Raw genomic sequence first — 18,436 nt, 5'->3', positions numbered from 1 at the left:
CTTACTCTCCCGCCTTCGATGCTGTAGTCATTGTTGTTGTTTTCCTTTGCCAGCAGCCCGCACCATCAGGTAATAACTGTTCAATAGTAATTGAGTCGGTGCTAATTTGCGTAATTCTGCCATAAAACAAGCCGATACGGCTCCCTACTTTTGCTTTATGCAATACGCCATCGTTGCTTTTTAATAATGCCCATTGCTCTCCTTTAACCGCAAAATTTCCGGTTAATGCAAGGGCATCAACGCCATACGCTTCCAATGCTTCTTTAGGGCGCTGAAAGTTAGGCTGTAAACAGTTTTCTACACGCGCTTTTGTTACCGGAGCAGTGTTGTTTTTAGGGCGATCAAAAGGGCTTCTTAACGCACTCGCTGAATAGCTAAAGGGCGGATGTGTTTTAAACTCTGGATAAGGTTCAATTTGAGGCTGAGCGCGCTCTTTTACGCTCTGGGTATAAGCCTGTAGGTCATCGAGCTTAGGTGAGCAGCCTGTAATTAACAGTATGGTCAAAAAAGACAAAAACGAACGAGTCATTATTTATCTCCTTCGATATCTGAAGAGTTTTCAGAGCGATAAGTTTTAGCTTGAAGCTTGAGCGAAAGACCGCCCGCTTCGCGCTTAATATCGAAATCGTGAAGGGTAACGATACGAGGTAAATCTGCGACTTTTGAAACGAACTCGCCAAAGTTGTGATAACCCCCGCTCACTTCCATCTCAATAGGTAGCTCAGTGTAAAACTCTTTTGGTACTTCTTGTTGCCAGTTTAACAACTCGAATGTAAGCCCCGAAGCGGTGCCCACGTAGGTGATATCGTCAAGCAAGCCAGGTGTTTCGTTGCTGGTTGGAAGACTTTTCAACATTGACGAGAAGTCTTCTTTTATTTGAGCAAGTTGGGCTTGGTAGGCTTCTAAATTAGCTGCAATACGGTACTTGGCTTCGAACTGTAGCTTTAGTTCTTGTTCTTTTAATTCAGCCGCATCTTTAATTGGAAGCTTTGGACTGACTAACAGGTAATAGCTTAATGCGCCCACCAGTATTGCCACAAATGCGGCTACAACAATGCGAACTTCATTTGGCCAAATGGCGATTTGTTCAAAGTCGAGTTCGTTGAGTTCTTTTAGTTTTGAAACGTCAAACTTCATAATTATTGCGCCTCTCCACTTTCAATTTCTAGGGGAGCAACATTAGGATTTATCGAAAATGTAAGCGTAAAGTTGCTGATAGCTCTTGCTGCACTGCTGTCTGATTTAATAGTAGAAAGCTCTGCGGCAACAAACACTTTTGAATTGTCCAGCGCGCGCATAAAGTCAGAAAGGCGATTGTTCGAATCACTAGTACCTTCAATCTCAATACGGTTATTGCTTCTGGTCATAGACTCAAAAGCAACGCCGGGAGGAACCAATTTAGCAAGTTCATCAAAAACAATAGGGGCAACGTTACGGCTAGCCTGCAACTGTTCTATTAACGCCATACGTTGCTCAATAGCATTTTTACTGTCTTTAACTTTCTTTATCTCTGCAATTTGCGCATCTAAAACTGCAATTTCCCGTTCAAGGTACTGATTGCGCGAGTTCTGGTTACTAATTTGCTGGTCGATGGCTTGACCAATAAACCAAAAAATTAAGCCTACTATGGCAGCAACGGCAAGCAATCCTGCTAAATATTGTTGTTTTTGATGTTGGCGCTGTTTTTCACGCCAAGGCAGTAAATTTACATGTGCCATGGCGTAAAGCTCCGGCTCGCTAGACCCGCTGCAATTGCTAGCTGTGGTGCAATTTTACCCAGGCGTGCGGCGTCAAGTTTAGGGTTTATAGTCATATTGCTAAAAGGATTAAAGCAATCAACATCAAGACCAAGATCTTGTTTTAGAATGTCGACTAACGGCTCAATAGTAGCGGCGCCGCCGCTGAACAGTATTTTCGTGGGGCGCTCTGCATGTAGCGTACTCATATACATTTGTAATGCACGGTTGATATTTTGCTGTAGGTTGGCGGCAAATATCGGCAGCGTATCTTCTACCCAATTTCCAGATAGAGTGCCATCAAGTAGCTGGCGCTCAGCAGTTTCGCGCTCAACCATATGTATAGCGCTGATATCGTTAATTAGCTGATTCAAGCCAAAAGCATGCTCTTTGGTGTAGATGACGTCGCTGTTTTTTATTACGCATATTTGGAGTAGCGAAGCGCCTACATTAATGCAGCAAAGTGGCGTGTCTTCTGTGTGCGGTGTATAGAAAAAGTCCATAGCATTGCCAATGGCATAATTTTCCATATCAACAATTTTGGGTTCAAAGTTAGCTTCTCTAGCCAGTAACAAACGACTGTCTACCAAATCTTTATGCGCAGCGGTAAGTAATACATTTACTTTTCCAGTGTGCGTTGCACTTGGCCCCATTTCTTCAAAATCCAAATACACTTCTTCAAGCGGATAGGGAATAAGGCTGTCGGCCTCAATTTCAATTTGGTTTTCTAGGTCGTAATCGCTTTGTTCTGGGTCCATGTAAACAATTTTGCTTATTACTGAGGTTCCAGCCACAGCAACATTCGCCAGCTTTAATTTTGTTTTTAACGATTTCCGAATCTTTTTAAGAGCAATGCTCACCGACTCATAATCTTTGATGTCGCGTTCTGAGAAAGCAATTTTACTGATTGGCTCACAGGCATACCCTTGAAGGACGAACCCGTCTTTCGATTGCTCTAACCACACCGCTTTTATTTGACGCGTGCCTATATCTAAGCCCACAATGGGCGGCAGCTTTTTCTTAAACAGCGATTTCATGTGCAAGTGTCCAGTTTCAAAGGTAGTTGCTCTAAAGTACAATGTTACTCTAATAGTGTTATGCGTATGGTTCTAGAGATAACACATACGTATAAAATATACGTCATTTCAACAAAATGTCTTGGTATCCGTTACAGTGAAGTACATCAAACCACTTATTTTATTTAGTTTTCTATCAGGCCTTCTTGGTTTTGCAGCACTGGTAGGTATTTACTTTTATATCAAACCTGACTTACCAAGTGTTACTGTACTTAAGGATGTACGCCTGCAAACTCCTATGCAGATATACACCAAAGACGGAAAACTCATTTCACAATATGGAGTTAAACGGCGGATCCCAGTAAAACTTGAGGATGTCCCGCAAGAATTAATTAACGCCATACTCGCTACAGAAGACAGTCGCTTCTACGAACATCACGGTATTGATCCCATTGGTATCATGCGCGCTGCAGTAAGTTTAGTCCTAACTGGCGAAAAGCGTCAGGGGGCGAGTACGTTAACCATGCAGCTAGCGCGAGGGTTCTTCCTTAGCCGGGAAAAAACATACATAAGAAAGATAAAAGAAATTTTTATCGCATTGCACATGGAGCAAGAGCTCACCAAGCAGGAAATTCTCGAGCTATATCTTAATAAAATCGAGTTAGGCCATAGAGCGTTTGGCTTTGGGGCGGCGTCTCAGGTGTATTATGGCAAACCGCTTAATGAACTCACTTTAGCCCAAATAGCCACTATCGCGGGCCTTCCCAAGGCACCATCGGTACTGAACCCAATCAGCGGGCCACAGCGTTCTGTTGAGCGTAGACGAGTGGTGCTACTTCGAATGCTTGATGAGGAGTACATCACTAAAGCGCAATTCGAAGAAGCGGCCAACGCGCCCGTGACTGCCAAGAAACATGGAGCAGAAATTGAAGTTGATGCGCCATACTTAGCCGACACCATTTATAACGAAATGGTAGAAATTTACGGTAAAGAAGAAGCTGAAACCGGCGGATACCAAGTGTTTGCAACTGCGACGTCAGATCTTCAGTTAGCCGCGCAACGTGCAGTGGTTAGGAATTTACACGACTATGATGAGCGTCATGGTTACAAAGGCGCCCTTGGCTATCTATGGAACATTCCTACGCCGGAAGGCAGAGATGAGACGATTCCGCAGTTGTCATTAAGCTTTGATATAAGCGACAAAACAACCAAAGATGAGTGGGATAATGAATCACTTTTGCGAGTACTTGAAGAAGTACCCCACATAAAACCTCTTGTGCCCTCTGTGGTTACCAAAGTAAATGAACAGTCTATAGAGGTGTTATCAGTTGACGGAAAAACGATAACGGTAGAATGGGGCGGCCTAGACTGGGCGCGACGCTACATCACTGATTTTAGACAGGGCAGTGACCCTAAAACCGCTTCAGATGTTACTCAAGAAGGGGCGGTAGTTTATATCAGGCAGCAAGAAGGGCAGTGGCGCATATCGCAGATACCAGAAGTAAGCGGTGCATTTATCGCGCTTAACCCGAAAAACGGCGCGGTTGAAGCGGTGGTGGGTGGCTACAGCTTCTATCAAAGCCAATTTAATAGAGCAACGCAGGCCAAGCGCCAAGTGGGCTCAAACATCAAGCCTTTCATTTATTCTGCGGCATTAGACAGTGGCTATACCCTTGCATCCATCATCAATGACGCTCCCATTAACCAATGGAATGCGGCGACGGGTGTAGCTTGGCGACCGCAAAACTCGCCAGCTGAGTACGACGGCCCAATTAGAATGCGTAAAGCCCTTGGTAAATCGAAAAACGTGGTATCGGTTCGACTATTGCGTGGTGTTGGTCTGAGAGAAACGGCCGATTACTTAACACGCTTTGGTTTTAATAAAGACGATATCCCACTTGATGAAACCGTATCCCTTGGGTCGAGTTCACATACGCCGCTTGAAGTAGTAAGAGGTATGTCGGTCATTGCGAACGGTGGCTACTTAGTAAACCCTCATTTTATCAGCAAAGTGCTTGATGAAAACGGCGATGAGCTTTGGAAAGCAAACCCAGTTTGGGCGTGCAATCGTTGTGAAAATCAAAGCGATCCAGAAATACTACCTGAAGACGAAGAAGCCGATATTGAAGCCTTACTTGCCGCTGAACTAAATCAAGATATTTTACTTGGCGACGTCAATGATGACGAAGCTGCAGAAAAAGTGATTGCGCCTCAGGTTATTACTGCTCAAAACGCTTTCTTAGTGGCAGAAATGATGCGAACGGCTGTGAGAGCAAACGGAAATTGGAGCAAGAAAACCTATTGGTTAGGCACCGGCTGGCGTGCTCGTAATATTCTTCAGCGTACTGACATAGCTGGGAAAACGGGAACCACGAATGACTCGCGAGACACATGGTTCAGTGGTTTCCACAAAGATTTGGTGGCCACCACATGGGTAGGCTTCGACAACATGGGGCGTCAGTTAGGGCGAGCTACGCGAAACCAAAACCTTATTAATAAGAATGCTGAGAAATTCAACTGGATAGGCAACGCCATGATCGGCATTGAAGATGGAGCTAAAGCTGCTGAGCCAGCGTGGATCAGATTTATGCAACATGCTCTAGAAAATAAACCACATACGCCAATGCCCGTACCAGAGAATATAGTGCGTGTTCGCATTGATCGTACCAGTGGAAAGTTGACCAGACGAACAGACCATACGACACTATTCGAATATTTCCTGCAGGGAACTGAGCCAACGACTTATGTTCGCGATGACGAAGTGTTGGATCCGGCCACGCAGGATACGACTACTGCGCCTGAGCCAGAAGAAATATTCTAATTACTAAGAGGCACGTTGCAGGCGTGCCGCTTCAGGCTTAGGTGATGTATTTGCCTGAACACATTATCGGAAAACCAATGTCAGAAGATTCACAGCGATATCTTTATATTCCTCATGCCGGCCCTTCATTGCTGGAAACCCCCCTACTGAATAAAGGCAGTGCCTTCACTGCACGGGAACGTGCGGCGTTTAACCTGACGGGTCTAGTGCCACCAAGGTACGAAACCATCGAAGAGCAGGTTGAACGTGCTTACATGCAATACAGCAGTTTTGACGAAGCACTAAACAAGCATATTTATCTGCGCGCAATTCAAGACAATAACGAAACCTTGTTTTACCGCCTAATTCAAAAGCACATCGATGAGATGATGCCCATCATCTACACCCCTACTGTAGGTGATGCATGTGAGCAGTTTTCAGATATCTATCGCAGTTCGCGTGGCTTGTTTGTGTCGTATGAAGAACGTCACCAGCTTGATGACATTGTTCGCAATGCTACGAAGCGCAAAGTGAAAGTGATTGTTGTGACTGACGGTGAACGCATTCTAGGCTTGGGAGACCAGGGCATTGGTGGAATGGGTATTCCTATCGGTAAACTATCGCTTTACACAGCGTGTGGTGGAATTAGTCCAGCATACACATTACCCGTAATGTTAGATGTAGGTACTAACAACGAAAAGCTGCTAAACGACCCAATGTATATGGGGGCGCGCCATCCGCGTATTGGACAGGAAGAATACGACGAATTTGTTGATATGTTCATTAACGCTGTGAAGCGACGCTGGCCTGATGTAATGATTCAGTTTGAAGATTTTGCGCAGCCAAATGCTATGCCGTTATTAAACCGCTATCGCAACGACGTGTGTTGTTTTAACGACGATATACAAGGCACTGCTGCCGTTACCCTTGGTACTATTTTGGCGGCATGTAAAACCAAGCAGCAAAAGCTACGCGACATGAAGGTGGTGTTCGTGGGCGCGGGTTCGGCAGGCTGTGGTATTGCTGAAATGCTCATTCAACAAATGGTATTTGAAGGCCTGACTGACGAACAAGCACGTAAGCAAGTGTTCATGATTGACCGTTTTGGTTTGGTAACCGAAGGCATGGGAGGTCTACGCGACTTCCAACAAAAGCTTCAGCAGAAAAATGCTGACTTGGCTGATTGGACGTTCAGTGGAGATTATGCGTCACTACTTGATGTTATGCACTGCGCGCAGCCAGACGTACTTATTGGTGTTTCAGGTCAGCCAGGCTTGTTCACTGAACAAGTTATCCGTGCCATGAAGCAAGGCTGTGAGCTGCCAATCATCTTCCCGTTAAGTAACCCCTCACGACAAGTCGAAGCGCGTCCTGAGCAAGTGATTGAATGGACAGAAGGTGAAGTGATTATTGCTACAGGTAGTCCGTTCAAGCCTGTAGAGTACGATGGCAAAATATTCCCTATCGCTCAATGCAACAACTCTTACATCTTCCCGGGCATTGGCCTTGGTGTTGTTGCATCTAAAGCGAAGCTTATTAGTGACGAAATGCTGATGGCCGCAAGTAACGCACTTGCTTCAGCGTCGCCATTAGTCAACACGGGTCAGGGTTCACTATTGCCACCTCTTGCTGCCATTGCAGAAATTAGCAGAGAGATTGCTTTTGAGGTGGGTAGAGTAGCGATGGAACAGGGACTTGCTCTTGAAATATCTGACGACGCATTGCGCGCCAGCATTGAGCGTAACTTCTGGAAAGCAGAGTACCGCCCTTATAAGCGGGTAAGCATCTAGTATCCGTTAACGTTATAAGAAAGCAGGCTTAGCCTGCTTTTTTGTACTTGTGAACAACGCTTTCACCATGACTTACAGCCCAAAAGCTGAAGTAAGCCACCGTCTCACTGCTCGAACTTCATCCATTTCACGGCCGTATTCCAACCAAATGTAATATGGTGTTGCCTATGCGCAACATTTCCTTGCTCTGATATACAACTTACTCTTAATGGTTTTTAATAAGCTTTTGTTATATAAGGTTAATTTTTCATTGGCACAATCATTGATAACACATTCCCTGATACTCAAAAAAGGAAAGGTAGGTGTTAGAGATGAAAAAAATGAAAAACAACTCAAACTTTTTAGGTTCTAGATTCGTTAAACGTTCGTTTTCTACATCATTGGTTATGGCTGCGCTTGCCACGCTTAGCGCGTGTGGAGGCTCAGATGATAAGATCGAAGACCAGCCCACGCCCACCATGAGTACCTTTTCCCTTTCAGTTTCTGACGCCCCTGTAGATGACGCCAGTGAAGTAGTGGTGTATTTCGATGAAGTTGAATTAATTGGCAATGAATCACCAATCACGTTCTCAGTTGAAGATGAAAATGGTGATCCTCGAAGCATCGACTTGTTGTCGCTACCGGGCGAGCAGTTTGAAGTTATCGTAGAAGATACTGAAATCCCAGTAGGTGACTACGACCAACTTCGTCTTAGTGTGACGGAAGATTCTTACATAGTAACTAACGAGGGAACTTACCCTATTCGCGTGCCAAGTGGCGAACTGAAACTTGATGGTTTTACTGCACAACCTAACTTTGACGCAGCCTACACCGTTGAATTCGATTTAAGAAAAAGCTTAGTCGATCCAGTAGGTCAAGAGGTCATTATGCTAAAACCTCGCGGTGTTCGCTTAGTGTTAAATGATGACGTGGGTACGCTTAACGGCACAGTAGATAGCACGCTAGTGATGGACGAGAAATGCGCCGTAAAAACCGACATGTTTGTTGGCAATGCAGTTTATATCTACGAAGGTGAACAAAACCTTCTCGATGCCCTTGGTGATGACGCTGATGCAGGCGTAGATGATACCGAGTCGCGCCCTTTCACTGTTGTACCAGTAACGTACAGCGAGTCAGATGAAACATTCAATTTTACAGCGGGCTTCATGCCTCAGGGCGAGTATTCATTAAGCTTTTCATGCACGGCACTATTTGACGAGCCTGAAACGGACGAGGACGCCGAAGACGGTTTCTTTTTACAAACTATTGATGTTGCCACAGTTGTAGCAGGGGACACCACAACGGTAACCATCGAATAGTTCCAGTTTGCGGGCAACGGACTGCTCGCCTTTTATTCATAAAGCCGCGCTCTTGATATAGCTAAAGCGCGGCTTTTTTATGTCAATAAACGTATATCGCCGTTTATTAGTCGACACCGTTGAGCTATAAGTCTTTAAAAGCTGTTCTTAGTAGCTATGTATTGCACTAACCTTAACGATAAAGTCATTTAAAGGAATTGCTATGTCGACAGAAAGTAACTACACACCACCAGAAGTTTGGACTCAGGCTGAGGATGACGGCAACAAGTGGGCCAGCATTAATCGTCCTGTGTCAGGCGCTACCCATGAGAAGGCTCGTCCTAATGGTGAACATGGTTTGCAGCTATACTCGTTAGCTACGCCCAATGGTCAGAAAGTTACCATCATGCTTGAAGAGTTGTTGGCAGCTGGCGTGAGCGAAGCAGAATACGACGCTTGGCTGATTAACATTGGTGAGGGCGATCAGTTTTCTTCTGGGTTTGTCGACGTTAATCCGAATAGTAAAATTCCTGCTATGGTCGACACGACAACGTCACCAGAAACCAAGCTATTCGAGTCTGGGTCAATCTTAGTTTACTTGGCGGAAAAGTTCGGTAAGTTCATTCCGCAAGACGCCCATGCAAAGGCGGAATGTCTCAACTGGCTGTTCTGGCAGGTGGGGTCAGCGCCTTACTTAGGCGGTGGTTTCGGGCACTTCTACAGCTATGCGCCATATCCAATGGAATATCCTATCAACCGCTTTACCATGGAAACTAAGCGTCAGTTGGATGTGCTAGACAAGCACTTAGCAAACAATGAGTTCATGGCAGGTGACGAGTACAGTATCGCTGACATGGCTATTTGGCCATGGTACGGTAACTTGGTACTTGGCAATCTGTACGACGCAGCCACTTTCCTTCAGGTGCACGAGTACACCAATTTAGTCCGCTGGGCTAAGCAACTAGAGCAGCGAGAAGGCGTTAAACGTGGCCGTATTGTCAATAAGACCTGGGGTGACGATGGTCAGTTAGAAAACCGCCACAGCGCAAAAGATATCGACGACGCACTCGCCAAAGCCTAAATAATGGGGTCAGAGTCTGAGGGATCCCCACAAATAATATAACGATATCAGTGAGATAAAAAAGATAGGAACATTCATGACGTTTGGTGATCAGATCAATCGCCAAACTTCACCGAGGCCAAACAATCATGAATGCACTATCTATTGTGAACAAAGTCTTATCGCTTGTCAGCTATTATATGCATAAATCTCGTCGGGATGCGGTAACGGCGTGCGTCAAAAGCGTGCTTAGTGGAAGCGCTGCAACACTCTTCAAATAGGCTTTTTGAAGTGGCGTGAAATCTCACTCATTCAAAGCTTCATTAAATTCAAAATTACCCACACGACCTCGCCAGCGTTCGGTGGGTACTGCCGGCCAATTTTTCATATATACCAGCTTTCCATGAAGGCAGTGCAACACTTCAATTTGTGGTGATTTGGTATCGGCGTATGTTACTTTCTCAGAGACAATAGCGCCTTCTTCACAATCTTGGTCGAAAAACACAAAGCCGCGATAGCTGCCGCTTTCTGTAATGGTAATGAGCGATGCATATTCTTTGCTCTTAGATACTTTTCTCAGCGCAGGCAAATAGCCATCGACTCGTTTTATTTGAAGTCCCTGTGATTTGTTGTGCCACTGCCAACCTGAGCTGCCCATAAAAGAAAGCTCGTTATTTTTATCATTGAAATGGCTTAATGTTTCAAAGGTTTTCCAAGACGCAAAAATGATCATGCACAGCATTAAAAAACCAGTAATGAAGATAAGTGGCTTTTTCATGTTTTAAGCCCTTTACATTAGACAAACTTTTGTCTCTTTAGTTACGGACAAAGATCTAAGCTAGACTTTTATTGCAAAAAAGTAATACGCGGAGAGATAAATGTGCTGCTGCCTTAAAGCGTCCTGGTGCTGTCTTAATAACAGGAGAGACGCCGCTCAACGCTTACCTGACATTAAATACAGCGACTTAAAAAGCCTCGCGCATTCGCTGTCTCGATAACACCACATCAATGTACCCTAAACATAAAACTGATTTTGGATAATGATTCAGTTATTACGATTAGAACTATCTATTTTGTTCGCTTTAATAGTTTTATTAAATCAGCGATTATCTGTTTAAACGAAAAGCGTGATTAACAGCATTTCTTTAATCACACACTAACACCCAATTTTAGTAAGACTAAAAATCGGTGAGAAATAAACAGAAGGAATTCGCAATGAGTAAGTGTCCATTTTCAGGTGCAGCTATAAAACCTACTACGCTAACGTCTAGCAATGGTGCGCCCGTTGCCAATGACAATCAGAGTCGAACAGCGGGGCCACGCGGGCCGGTTACTTTCGACAACCATTATTTGTTTGAGAAGCTTGCGCACTTCAACCGCGAGCGAATTCCAGAGCGCGTAGTTCACGCAAGGGGCAGTGCTGCATATGGCACCTTTACGCTAACTAAGAGCTTATCTGACTACACTATTGCAAACTTTCTGCAAAAAGAGGGGCAAAAAACCGACGTGTTTTTGCGCTTTTCTACCGTAGGTGGTGGTCAGGATTCAAGTGACTATGCCCGTGATCCTCGTGGTTTCTCAGTGAAGTTTTATACTGAACAGGGAAACTGGGACATGGTAGGAAATAATACTCCGGTATTCTTCTTACGAGATGGCATCAAGTTTCCTGACTTCATTCACAGTCAAAAGAAAAACCCGCGTACGAACTTGCCGGATCCGCAGGCCGTGTATGAGTTTTGGGCGAATAACCCTCAGTCATTACACCAATCGACAATCTTGATGTCTGATCGCGGTATTCCACTTTCATATCGCCATGTGAATGGTTATAGCTCTCATACGTTGAGTTTCTGGAATAACGCAGGCGAACGTTATTGGGTGAAATGGCACTTTAAAACTAACCAAGGTATCAAAACGCTTACTAACGAAGAAGCAGCGAAAATGCCTGCCTATGGTGCCCAACAAGATCTTGTTGAAAGTATTGATAACGGTGATTTTCCATCGTGGACAGTGAACATTCAAATTATGACCGAAGAGGAAGCACGTAATTATCGTATCAATCCGTTTGATCTTACCAAGGTATGGCCGCACAGCGACTTTCCATTAATTGAAGTAGGTCAGTTGGAGTTAAACCGTAATGTTGATAACTACTTTGCAGAAACTGAGCAAGCAGCGTTCGCGCCGAGCAATTTGGTACCGGGTATTGGTGCGTCGCCAGACAGAATGCTTCAAGCGCGACTAATTGGATATCAAGATGCGCACAGATACCGCATTGGTGCAAACTACAACCAAATACCGGTAAACGCGCCTCGTTGTCCAGTGCACAATTATCAACGAGATGGAGCCTTTGCGGGAATTAACCCAGCACTTGCAGGAAGTGGAGCCAACTTCTATCCAAACAATCGCGCGAGAGTTGGTGAGCCGGCTGAAGCACCAGAGGTTCAAGAGCCGCCTATGCCGCTTGAGCAAGACGCATGGTTAGATATTTACGATAACCGTGACGAAGATAACTACTCACAGCCCGGTGACCTTTTTCGCATTATGAGTGAAGATCAAAAACAGCAGCTGGTAAACAACATTGCTGACGGCTTAAGCCAGGCAACGAAGGATGTTCAGGAAGCCATGTTCGTGCAATACGACCTAGCTGATAGCGACTATGGCGAACGGGTAAGAAAAGCGGTAGCAAATAAATAGTAATTGTGGGGGAATCAGAGTTAATTAATGAAAATTACTCTGATTCTTTGTATTCGAGAAATATTTACAATTTTAAAGGTAAGAAAGCCTGAATATTTTGAAATAAGAGTCACGGCAGCGATAAAACGCATTTCCTTTCATTAACTATAATCAGCCTGTAAGCCTTATGGGCTGCGTGATAGCTAATATCAAGTCTCAAATAGGCCCATGGTTTGCTACTAGAATACTGAACGACTTTAAATGATGAAATAAGGAGATACATTATGTTACGTTGGGCTTTAATATTTTTAGTTGTCGCATTAATTGCTGCGGTTTTAGGATTTGGTGGAATCGCTGGCTCTGCAGCGGGTATCGCCAAAATTATATTTGGTGTTTTCGTTATTTTACTGATTATTTCAGTTGTCATGAATTTGGTTAGGGGCAAAAGTTGAATCACGGCCTGATTTCAACTTCATATTACGAATAGAAAAAGACAGCTGTTAGTCGTTTAGTAGTAGGCGGCTGTTTTTTATCTTTAGCCACATCAGCGGACAAAACTAATGGAGGCTACCGTGAGTAATAAACAGTTCATTACGAACGTAGGCATTGGACTCGCCGCAGCGTCTGCAGGAATTCTTGCGAGAAAAACGCTGCAAAAGTCTTGGGAAAAGGTAATTGATCAACCTGCACCTAAAGATAAACAAAGTGAAAATACAGACCTTAAAGAAGCCGTTACTTGGGCTGTGGTGTCTGGCATTGGAGCAGGTCTTGCACGGATGGCTGTTCAATATGCACTAGACAAGCGTAATCCAAAATAGCACAACAAAATTGTGCTGATGAGAAGCTATACGGGCGTAAACGTGCAGGCGAATGGCTCGAAGCGCACGTTCTTTCCAAGTAAAACGGTTACTAATCTCGTGCTGATACAACGTATTCTCTAAGTAAGTATCGTTAGCAAACAGAATCACGTTGTCAAGATGCCGCAACAACATGTTGGCTCACACATACTGATTAAAATAATCGGTGACCTTAGGCCATAAATGCTGACATTTACGGGAAAAAAACTTCATGTGACCTATTTCTTTTACGTCGTAGGCCTGTGGATCTAGCTCCTCAACTTCTGCTTCCATATTGGGGAAAACGCTAATCATATCGTGAACGTTATGAATATTAGCAATATCGTCGTCATTGGCGAGCAGCCATTTAGAAGGTATCTGAATGGTGTCGTAGTGATGCTCGTTAACATCACTGCCAAAGCCTGTTTTTACGTAGCCTTTACCATTACACCATTTTTGCCACTGGCGGGCCACTTTTTTAGGTAGTGGCTCTCCCATGCCTACCCACTGAGATTTAGTATGGCCGAACAGTAAATTACTCACGGGAATGTAGAAATTCATGAAGAAATGGGCTTTTAGCAAATAGCTTTTACGCATGTTTCTCAGACTGCCCGAGGAGCTACCAAAATTACAAAAGGCAGTAAGGTCGTGCACATTATGCATCAAACCCAGCAACTGACCACCTGCACTATGACCAACAAGAAAGTAGGGGACGTTAGGGAAATGAATTTTCAATGTTTCTAGCACCGCTGGCATATCTTGCTCGCCCCATGTTACCAACGACGCATCGCTTTGTTTAACGCTGCTTTTTACCGAACCGCCAATACCTCTGTTATCGAAGGTGATAACACCAAAGCCTTGTTCACATAAATAGGCGGCAAAAGCGCTGTAGAATTGCCGTTTTATACCCGTTGCAGGGCCAATCATAACTGCTGCTTTAGGGGAAGTGGTTGGAGAGAAAAGGGAAGCTGCAAGCGGCGTGTTATCCGCGCAGACAATGGTGATATCCTCTACTTGGATGCCAGTGGGGGTAGCGTATTGCTTTGAAGTGCTCGACATGGAAAGTCTCGTAAATTCATCTGGTCAAACCAGTAAACCTTTTGCATGAATAAAATGCAATATTTTGACTATTTACTTTGCTGATAATTGGCGCTAAGCAAAAAGGTATGTGCGCTGAACACGCAAATGCTATCGCGTAGCTGGGATAAGTACGCCATAGCATGCACGCTTTAAAAAAGATTTCCTCACACGTTCAAAGTGAACACCTTAGAATTACGCTGGAAGTTATATAGCTCTTTCTTCACGGCAGGTAGCGCACTTATGTCAGCAGGTTCAAACCCTTGCTCTAAAAACCAGTGTGCGGTAACTGTGGTCAGTACAAAAATGCTGTTAATACCGGCTTCTTTAGCACGGGCGCGCACTTCATCTAAAATCCGTTCGCCACGGTTTTTGCCTCGATAGTCTTGATGGGTTGCCACGCAGGCTAACTCGGCACAGCCGTCTTCAGGGTATAAATACAAGGCTGCACAGGCGATGATCATGCCGTCGCGCACTATCACTATAAACTGGTTAATTTCGTTCTCTAGACGCTCACGAGAACGCTTTACCAATACGCCGCTTTCTTCTAGTGGTTTTATCAGCTTTAAGATACCGCCCACATCTTCGATGGTCGCTGCACGCAGTTGTTCATAATGATGTTCCATTACTAACGAGCCCGTACCGTCGCGAGTGAACAGCTCTTGAAGCAAGGCACCGTCCTTTTCAAAGCTGATGCAGTGAGCGCGAGGCACGCCGGCAGCAACGCTGGTGGTAAGGGCACTTAACACCGTATCTTCGGTGGTAATGTCGCCTGCCATGATTAGCTGTTCTAATTGAGGGCGTTCAATGGTGCGAAGTAAACGACCTTCGCGGTTGTATACACCATCAAAATTCGAAAATACGATCAGCTTGTCAGCTTTAAGGGCTATAGCCGCCTGCGTAGCTACATCTTCGTGAGATAAGTTAAACACTTCTCCTGTTGATGAATAGCCCATAGGCGATAGCAGCACAATTGAGCCATCGTTTAAATGATCGTTAATGCCGGTGGTATCAATACGGCGCACTAAACCAGTGTTTTCAAAATCAACGCCGCCTCGTACGCCCATTGGCTTGGCAACGACTAAGTTGCCCGAGCACACGCGTATTTGCGAGCCATGCATAGGCGAGTTTGGAAGCCCCATAGTCAATAAGGCTTCTACCTGAGAGCGTACCGAGCCGGCGGCATCTTTAACGCACTCAAGGGTTTGTTTGTCGGTAATGCGTACACCGCTGTCAAAGCGACCTTCGATGTTGCGAAGGGCTACGCGCTGATCAATCTGAGGGCGGGCACCGTGCACTACGACCACGCGCACGCCCAAGCTGTTAAGCAGGGCAATGTCGTGAATAATATTAGGGAAATTAGGATGTTCGATGGCTTCGCCACCGAACATCAAAACGAAGGTCTTTCCCTGGTGAGCATTAATATAGGGCAGTGAACTGCGAAACAGTTTTATGCCGTCATGATGCGCTAATACCATCTAAGCAGTTCCTTGTCGCTACCCTTGCTTATCCAAGTCTTCCAGCTCTTGATACAGTGCTTTCGTCACGGTTTCTTTGCTGGTGCCGCCCAAGATATTGCGTTGATTCACGCCGTACTCTAGCTGTAGTACCGGGTATACGTCGTCTTCAATTTTGTCGCAAATAGCCTGCATGTCGCTGAGTGGTAAATCTTCAATGGCACAGCCTTTGTCGATGGCTTGAAGCACAACGCGTCCTGCAATATCGTGGCCTGTTCTAAACGGCACACCTTTACCTACCAGATAATCGGCAAGCTCAGTGGCGTTAGAGAACCCTTGGGTTGCTGCAACGCGACAGCGCTCTTCGTTTAGCTGTAGTGAATCAAGCACTTCGCTGGCAATACATAAACAAATATGCCACTGATTAACCGTATCGATAGCGCCTTCTTTGTCTTCTTGCATGTCTTTGTTGTAGGCAAGAGGAAGGCCTTTCATGGTAACTAGCAGGGCCTGCAATGAGCCAAACACACGGCCACATTTGCCGCGCATTAATTCAAGCGCATCAGGGTTTTTCTTCTGCGGCATAAGCGATGAACCAGAGGTTACACTATCGCCAAGCTGTAAGAATCCTGCTTCGCCAGAGTTATAGAAAATCATGTCTTCGGCAAGACGTGACAAGTGCATCATGCTAGTGCTGGCTACAAATAAAAGCTCTAGCACAAAGTCTCTGTCAGACACTGCGTCTAGGCTGTTAAGGCATGGAGAATCAAAACCCAGTTCTTCAGCAATGGCGTGACGGTCTACAGGGAAAGTAGTACCTGCCAATGCGCCTGAACCTAAAGGGCACTGATTCATGCGTACTTTCAAGTCGTCTAAACGGCTTAAGTCACGCTTTAGCATTTCAACGTAAGCCAAGCACCAGTGTGCAAAGTGAATAGGCTGTGCACGCTGTAAGTGGGTGTAACCTGGGATTATCGCTTCTTGATGACGGCTAGCGGCATTAAGAAGCGACTTTATTACACCTAAAACATCAGCGCGAAGTGAGGCAATATGTTCACGTACCCACAAGCGAAAGTCGGTGGCAACCTGATCGTTTCGGCTACGCCCGGTATGAAGCTTACGACCAATGTCACCAAGCTTCTCTATAAGCGCTGCTTCAACAAAGCTGTGAATGTCTTCTTCGCTAGATGCGTTAAAGTCTAATTCACCTGCATCAGCTTTCGCTTTTAACTCGCTCAATGCAGACTCAAGCTGGGCTTGTTCATCAACGGTCAATACGCCTGCTTTTTGCAGCGCACGCGACCAACTGATAGAGCCTTGAATATCTTGGCTTGCCATAACTTGGTCAAACGGCAGCGAGTCGTTAACCTGTTTAAACATACTACTTGCACCGGATTCAAACCGGCCACCCCACAACGCCATGTGATGCTCCTTAAATGCTGTTCTGACTTAAGCTTTACTTTTGTAGGTAAAGCTTACTGTTCACCTTGTTTTTTCAATGCTTCGATACGACTTGAAAGGCTGAACAGGCGGATAAAGCCTTCAGCGTGCTTCTGGTCGTAAACATCGTCAGCACCAAAGGTGGCAAAGTCTTCAGAGTAAAGGCTGTTCGGCGATTGACGCTGGGTAACCGTAGCTTGACCTTTGTATAGCTTAACCACGATATCGCCTGTTACTTTCTTCGCAAAAGACGCAGCACCAGCAAGCAGTGCATCGTTAAGGGCAGTGAACCAACGGCCGTCGTACATCACGTGTGAGAACTCAAGACCAATCTGCTCACGGTATTTAAGCGCAGCTTTATCTAGCACCATAGTTTCTAGGGCTTTATACGCTTTAAGCAGTACGGTGCCTCCTGGGGTTTCATAACAGCCGCGTGACTTCATACCTACAAGGCGGTTCTCAACAATGTCGATACGTCCAACACCATGCGCCGCAGCAACAGTATTAAGTTTAACTAGCGCTTGATACGGCGAGAGTGCCTCACCATCAACATGAGTCAGTTTACCTTCGTCAAAAGACAGGGTTACGCGCTCTGGAGTATCAGGTGCATCTTCAGGATCAACGGTCATGGTCCACACTTGCTTGGTAGGCTCTTGCCATGGATCTTCAAGCTCGCCGCCTTCGTGTGAAATGTGCCATGCGTTTGCATCGCGGCTGTAAATTTTTGTTGCTGACGCCGTGGTTGGAATATTGCGCTCAGCTAGATAAGCCAATAGATCTTCACGGCTTACCATGTCCCACTCACGCCATGGCGCTATTACCGTAAGGTCTGGGGCTAGAGCAGCAAAGGTACTTTCAAAGCGGACCTGGTCGTTACCTTTACCCGTACAGCCGTGGCATAGTGCGTCGGCACCTACTTTGCGCGCAATCTCAACTTGCGCTTTGGCGATAACCGGACGTGCCATTGACGTACCCAGTAGATATTCACCTTCGTAAACCGCACCGGTAGTGATAGTTGGGAAGATATATTCGCTTACGAACTCTTCTTTCAAATCAACAATGTGGCATTCGCTTGCGCCAGATGCGATAGCTTTTTCATGAAGACCTTCTAGTTCTTCATCACCTTGACCCACATCTGCTGCAAACGCGACAACTTCACAGCCATAGTTTTCTTTAAGCCATGGAATGATGGCTGATGTATCAAGCCCGCCTGAATAGGCCAGCACGATTTTTTTAACGTTTTGCATCTAAATAATCCTTCTAAGCGTCTTTGTAGG

General features: G+C 45.3%; 16 protein-coding genes. 7 read left to right on the top strand and 9 right to left on the bottom strand.

The features are described from left to right. Window position 1: 1 nt before the first annotated feature. The 4 genes from MHM87_RS12070 to pilM are packed head-to-tail and all read right to left on the bottom strand — an operon-like array spanning window position 2 to window position 2,773. Window positions 2-529, bottom strand: coding sequence for a pilus assembly protein PilP (locus MHM87_RS12070; protein WP_239259268.1), 528 nt, complete (start codon window positions 527-529; stop codon window positions 2-4). Further along, window positions 529-1,137, bottom strand: a complete 609-nt coding sequence (locus MHM87_RS12065; protein ID WP_014997115.1) for a type 4a pilus biogenesis protein PilO — start codon at window positions 1,135-1,137, stop codon at window positions 529-531. The genes MHM87_RS12070 and MHM87_RS12065 overlap by 1 nt, the downstream gene beginning before the upstream one ends. Before the next feature lie 2 nt (window positions 1,138-1,139). Then, a complete protein-coding gene (locus tag MHM87_RS12060) occupies window positions 1,140-1,718 on the bottom strand; it encodes a PilN domain-containing protein (protein WP_014997116.1) in 579 nt (192 codons plus the stop codon). Further along, window positions 1,706-2,773 carry a type IV pilus assembly protein PilM gene (gene pilM, locus MHM87_RS12055; RefSeq protein ID WP_239259265.1) on the bottom strand — a complete coding sequence of 356 codons (1,068 nt, stop codon included), beginning with the start codon at window positions 2,771-2,773 and terminating at the stop codon, window positions 1,706-1,708. Before pilM ends, MHM87_RS12060 begins: the two co-directional genes overlap by 13 nt. Before the next feature lie 136 nt (window positions 2,774-2,909). On the opposite strand from pilM, the gene MHM87_RS12050 reads away from it, so the two are divergent. The 4 genes from MHM87_RS12050 (at window position 2,910) to yghU (ending at window position 9,700) form a co-directional block, all read left to right on the top strand. After that, window positions 2,910-5,573 (top strand): penicillin-binding protein 1A, encoded by a 2,664-nt coding sequence (locus tag MHM87_RS12050; protein ID WP_239259262.1) that lies wholly within the window; start codon window positions 2,910-2,912, stop codon window positions 5,571-5,573. Between the two features lie 77 nt (window positions 5,574-5,650). Continuing rightward, window positions 5,651-7,342, top strand: coding sequence for an NAD-dependent malic enzyme (locus tag MHM87_RS12045; RefSeq protein WP_239259259.1), 1,692 nt, complete (start codon window positions 5,651-5,653; stop codon window positions 7,340-7,342). Window positions 7,343-7,653: 311 nt separating this feature from the next. Beyond that, on the top strand, window positions 7,654-8,640 hold the full coding sequence (locus MHM87_RS12040) for a DUF4382 domain-containing protein (RefSeq protein ID WP_168532908.1): 987 nt from the start codon (window positions 7,654-7,656) through the stop codon (window positions 8,638-8,640). A 202-nt stretch (window positions 8,641-8,842) separates the two neighbouring features. Next, on the top strand, window positions 8,843-9,700 hold the full coding sequence (yghU, locus tag MHM87_RS12035; protein WP_239259257.1) for a glutathione-dependent disulfide-bond oxidoreductase: 858 nt from the start codon (window positions 8,843-8,845) through the stop codon (window positions 9,698-9,700). 283 nt (window positions 9,701-9,983) lie between these two features. Here yghU and MHM87_RS12030 read toward each other — a convergent pair whose 3' ends face one another. Beyond that, window positions 9,984-10,457: a hypothetical protein gene (locus tag MHM87_RS12030; RefSeq protein ID WP_239259255.1), complete on the bottom strand. Its 474-nt coding sequence runs from the start codon at window positions 10,455-10,457 to the stop codon at window positions 9,984-9,986. Window positions 10,458-10,894: 437 nt separating this feature from the next. Here MHM87_RS12030 and MHM87_RS12025 point away from each other — a divergent pair, with 437 nt between their 5' ends. The 3 genes from MHM87_RS12025 (at window position 10,895) to MHM87_RS12015 (ending at window position 13,167) form a co-directional block, all read left to right on the top strand. Continuing rightward, on the top strand, window positions 10,895-12,370 hold the full coding sequence (locus tag MHM87_RS12025) for a catalase (RefSeq protein ID WP_239259253.1): 1,476 nt from the start codon (window positions 10,895-10,897) through the stop codon (window positions 12,368-12,370). A gap of 263 nt (window positions 12,371-12,633) precedes the next feature. After that, complete coding sequence (locus MHM87_RS12020; protein WP_014978132.1) at window positions 12,634-12,801, top strand: DUF1328 domain-containing protein; 168 nt, start codon at window positions 12,634-12,636, stop codon at window positions 12,799-12,801. Window positions 12,802-12,921: 120 nt separating this feature from the next. Next, window positions 12,922-13,167, top strand: coding sequence for a DUF4235 domain-containing protein (locus MHM87_RS12015; RefSeq protein ID WP_187447353.1), 246 nt, complete (start codon window positions 12,922-12,924; stop codon window positions 13,165-13,167). Window positions 13,168-13,347: 180 nt separating this feature from the next. On the opposite strand, the gene MHM87_RS12010 is transcribed toward MHM87_RS12015, so the two are convergent. From MHM87_RS12010 to MHM87_RS11995, 4 genes are all read right to left on the bottom strand, one after another. Beyond that, window positions 13,348-14,244 carry an alpha/beta fold hydrolase gene (locus MHM87_RS12010; RefSeq protein ID WP_239259251.1) on the bottom strand — a complete coding sequence of 299 codons (897 nt, stop codon included), beginning with the start codon at window positions 14,242-14,244 and terminating at the stop codon, window positions 13,348-13,350. A 185-nt stretch (window positions 14,245-14,429) separates the two neighbouring features. Further along, entirely contained in the window at window positions 14,430-15,740 is a 1,311-nt protein-coding gene (argA, locus tag MHM87_RS12005; protein WP_239259249.1) for an amino-acid N-acetyltransferase, read from the bottom strand. Between the two features lie 18 nt (window positions 15,741-15,758). After that, complete coding sequence (argH, locus tag MHM87_RS12000) at window positions 15,759-17,141, bottom strand: argininosuccinate lyase (RefSeq protein WP_014948049.1); 1,383 nt, start codon at window positions 17,139-17,141, stop codon at window positions 15,759-15,761. A gap of 53 nt (window positions 17,142-17,194) precedes the next feature. Beyond that, complete coding sequence (locus tag MHM87_RS11995; RefSeq protein WP_014948050.1) at window positions 17,195-18,406, bottom strand: argininosuccinate synthase; 1,212 nt, start codon at window positions 18,404-18,406, stop codon at window positions 17,195-17,197. Window positions 18,407-18,436: the final 30 nt, after the last annotated feature.

It is taken from the genome of Alteromonas sp. Cnat3-28 (assembly GCF_022348265.1).
Lineage (GTDB): Bacteria > Pseudomonadota > Gammaproteobacteria > Enterobacterales > Alteromonadaceae > Alteromonas > Alteromonas macleodii.
This window is presented reverse-complemented; position numbering and strand designations above follow the sequence as displayed.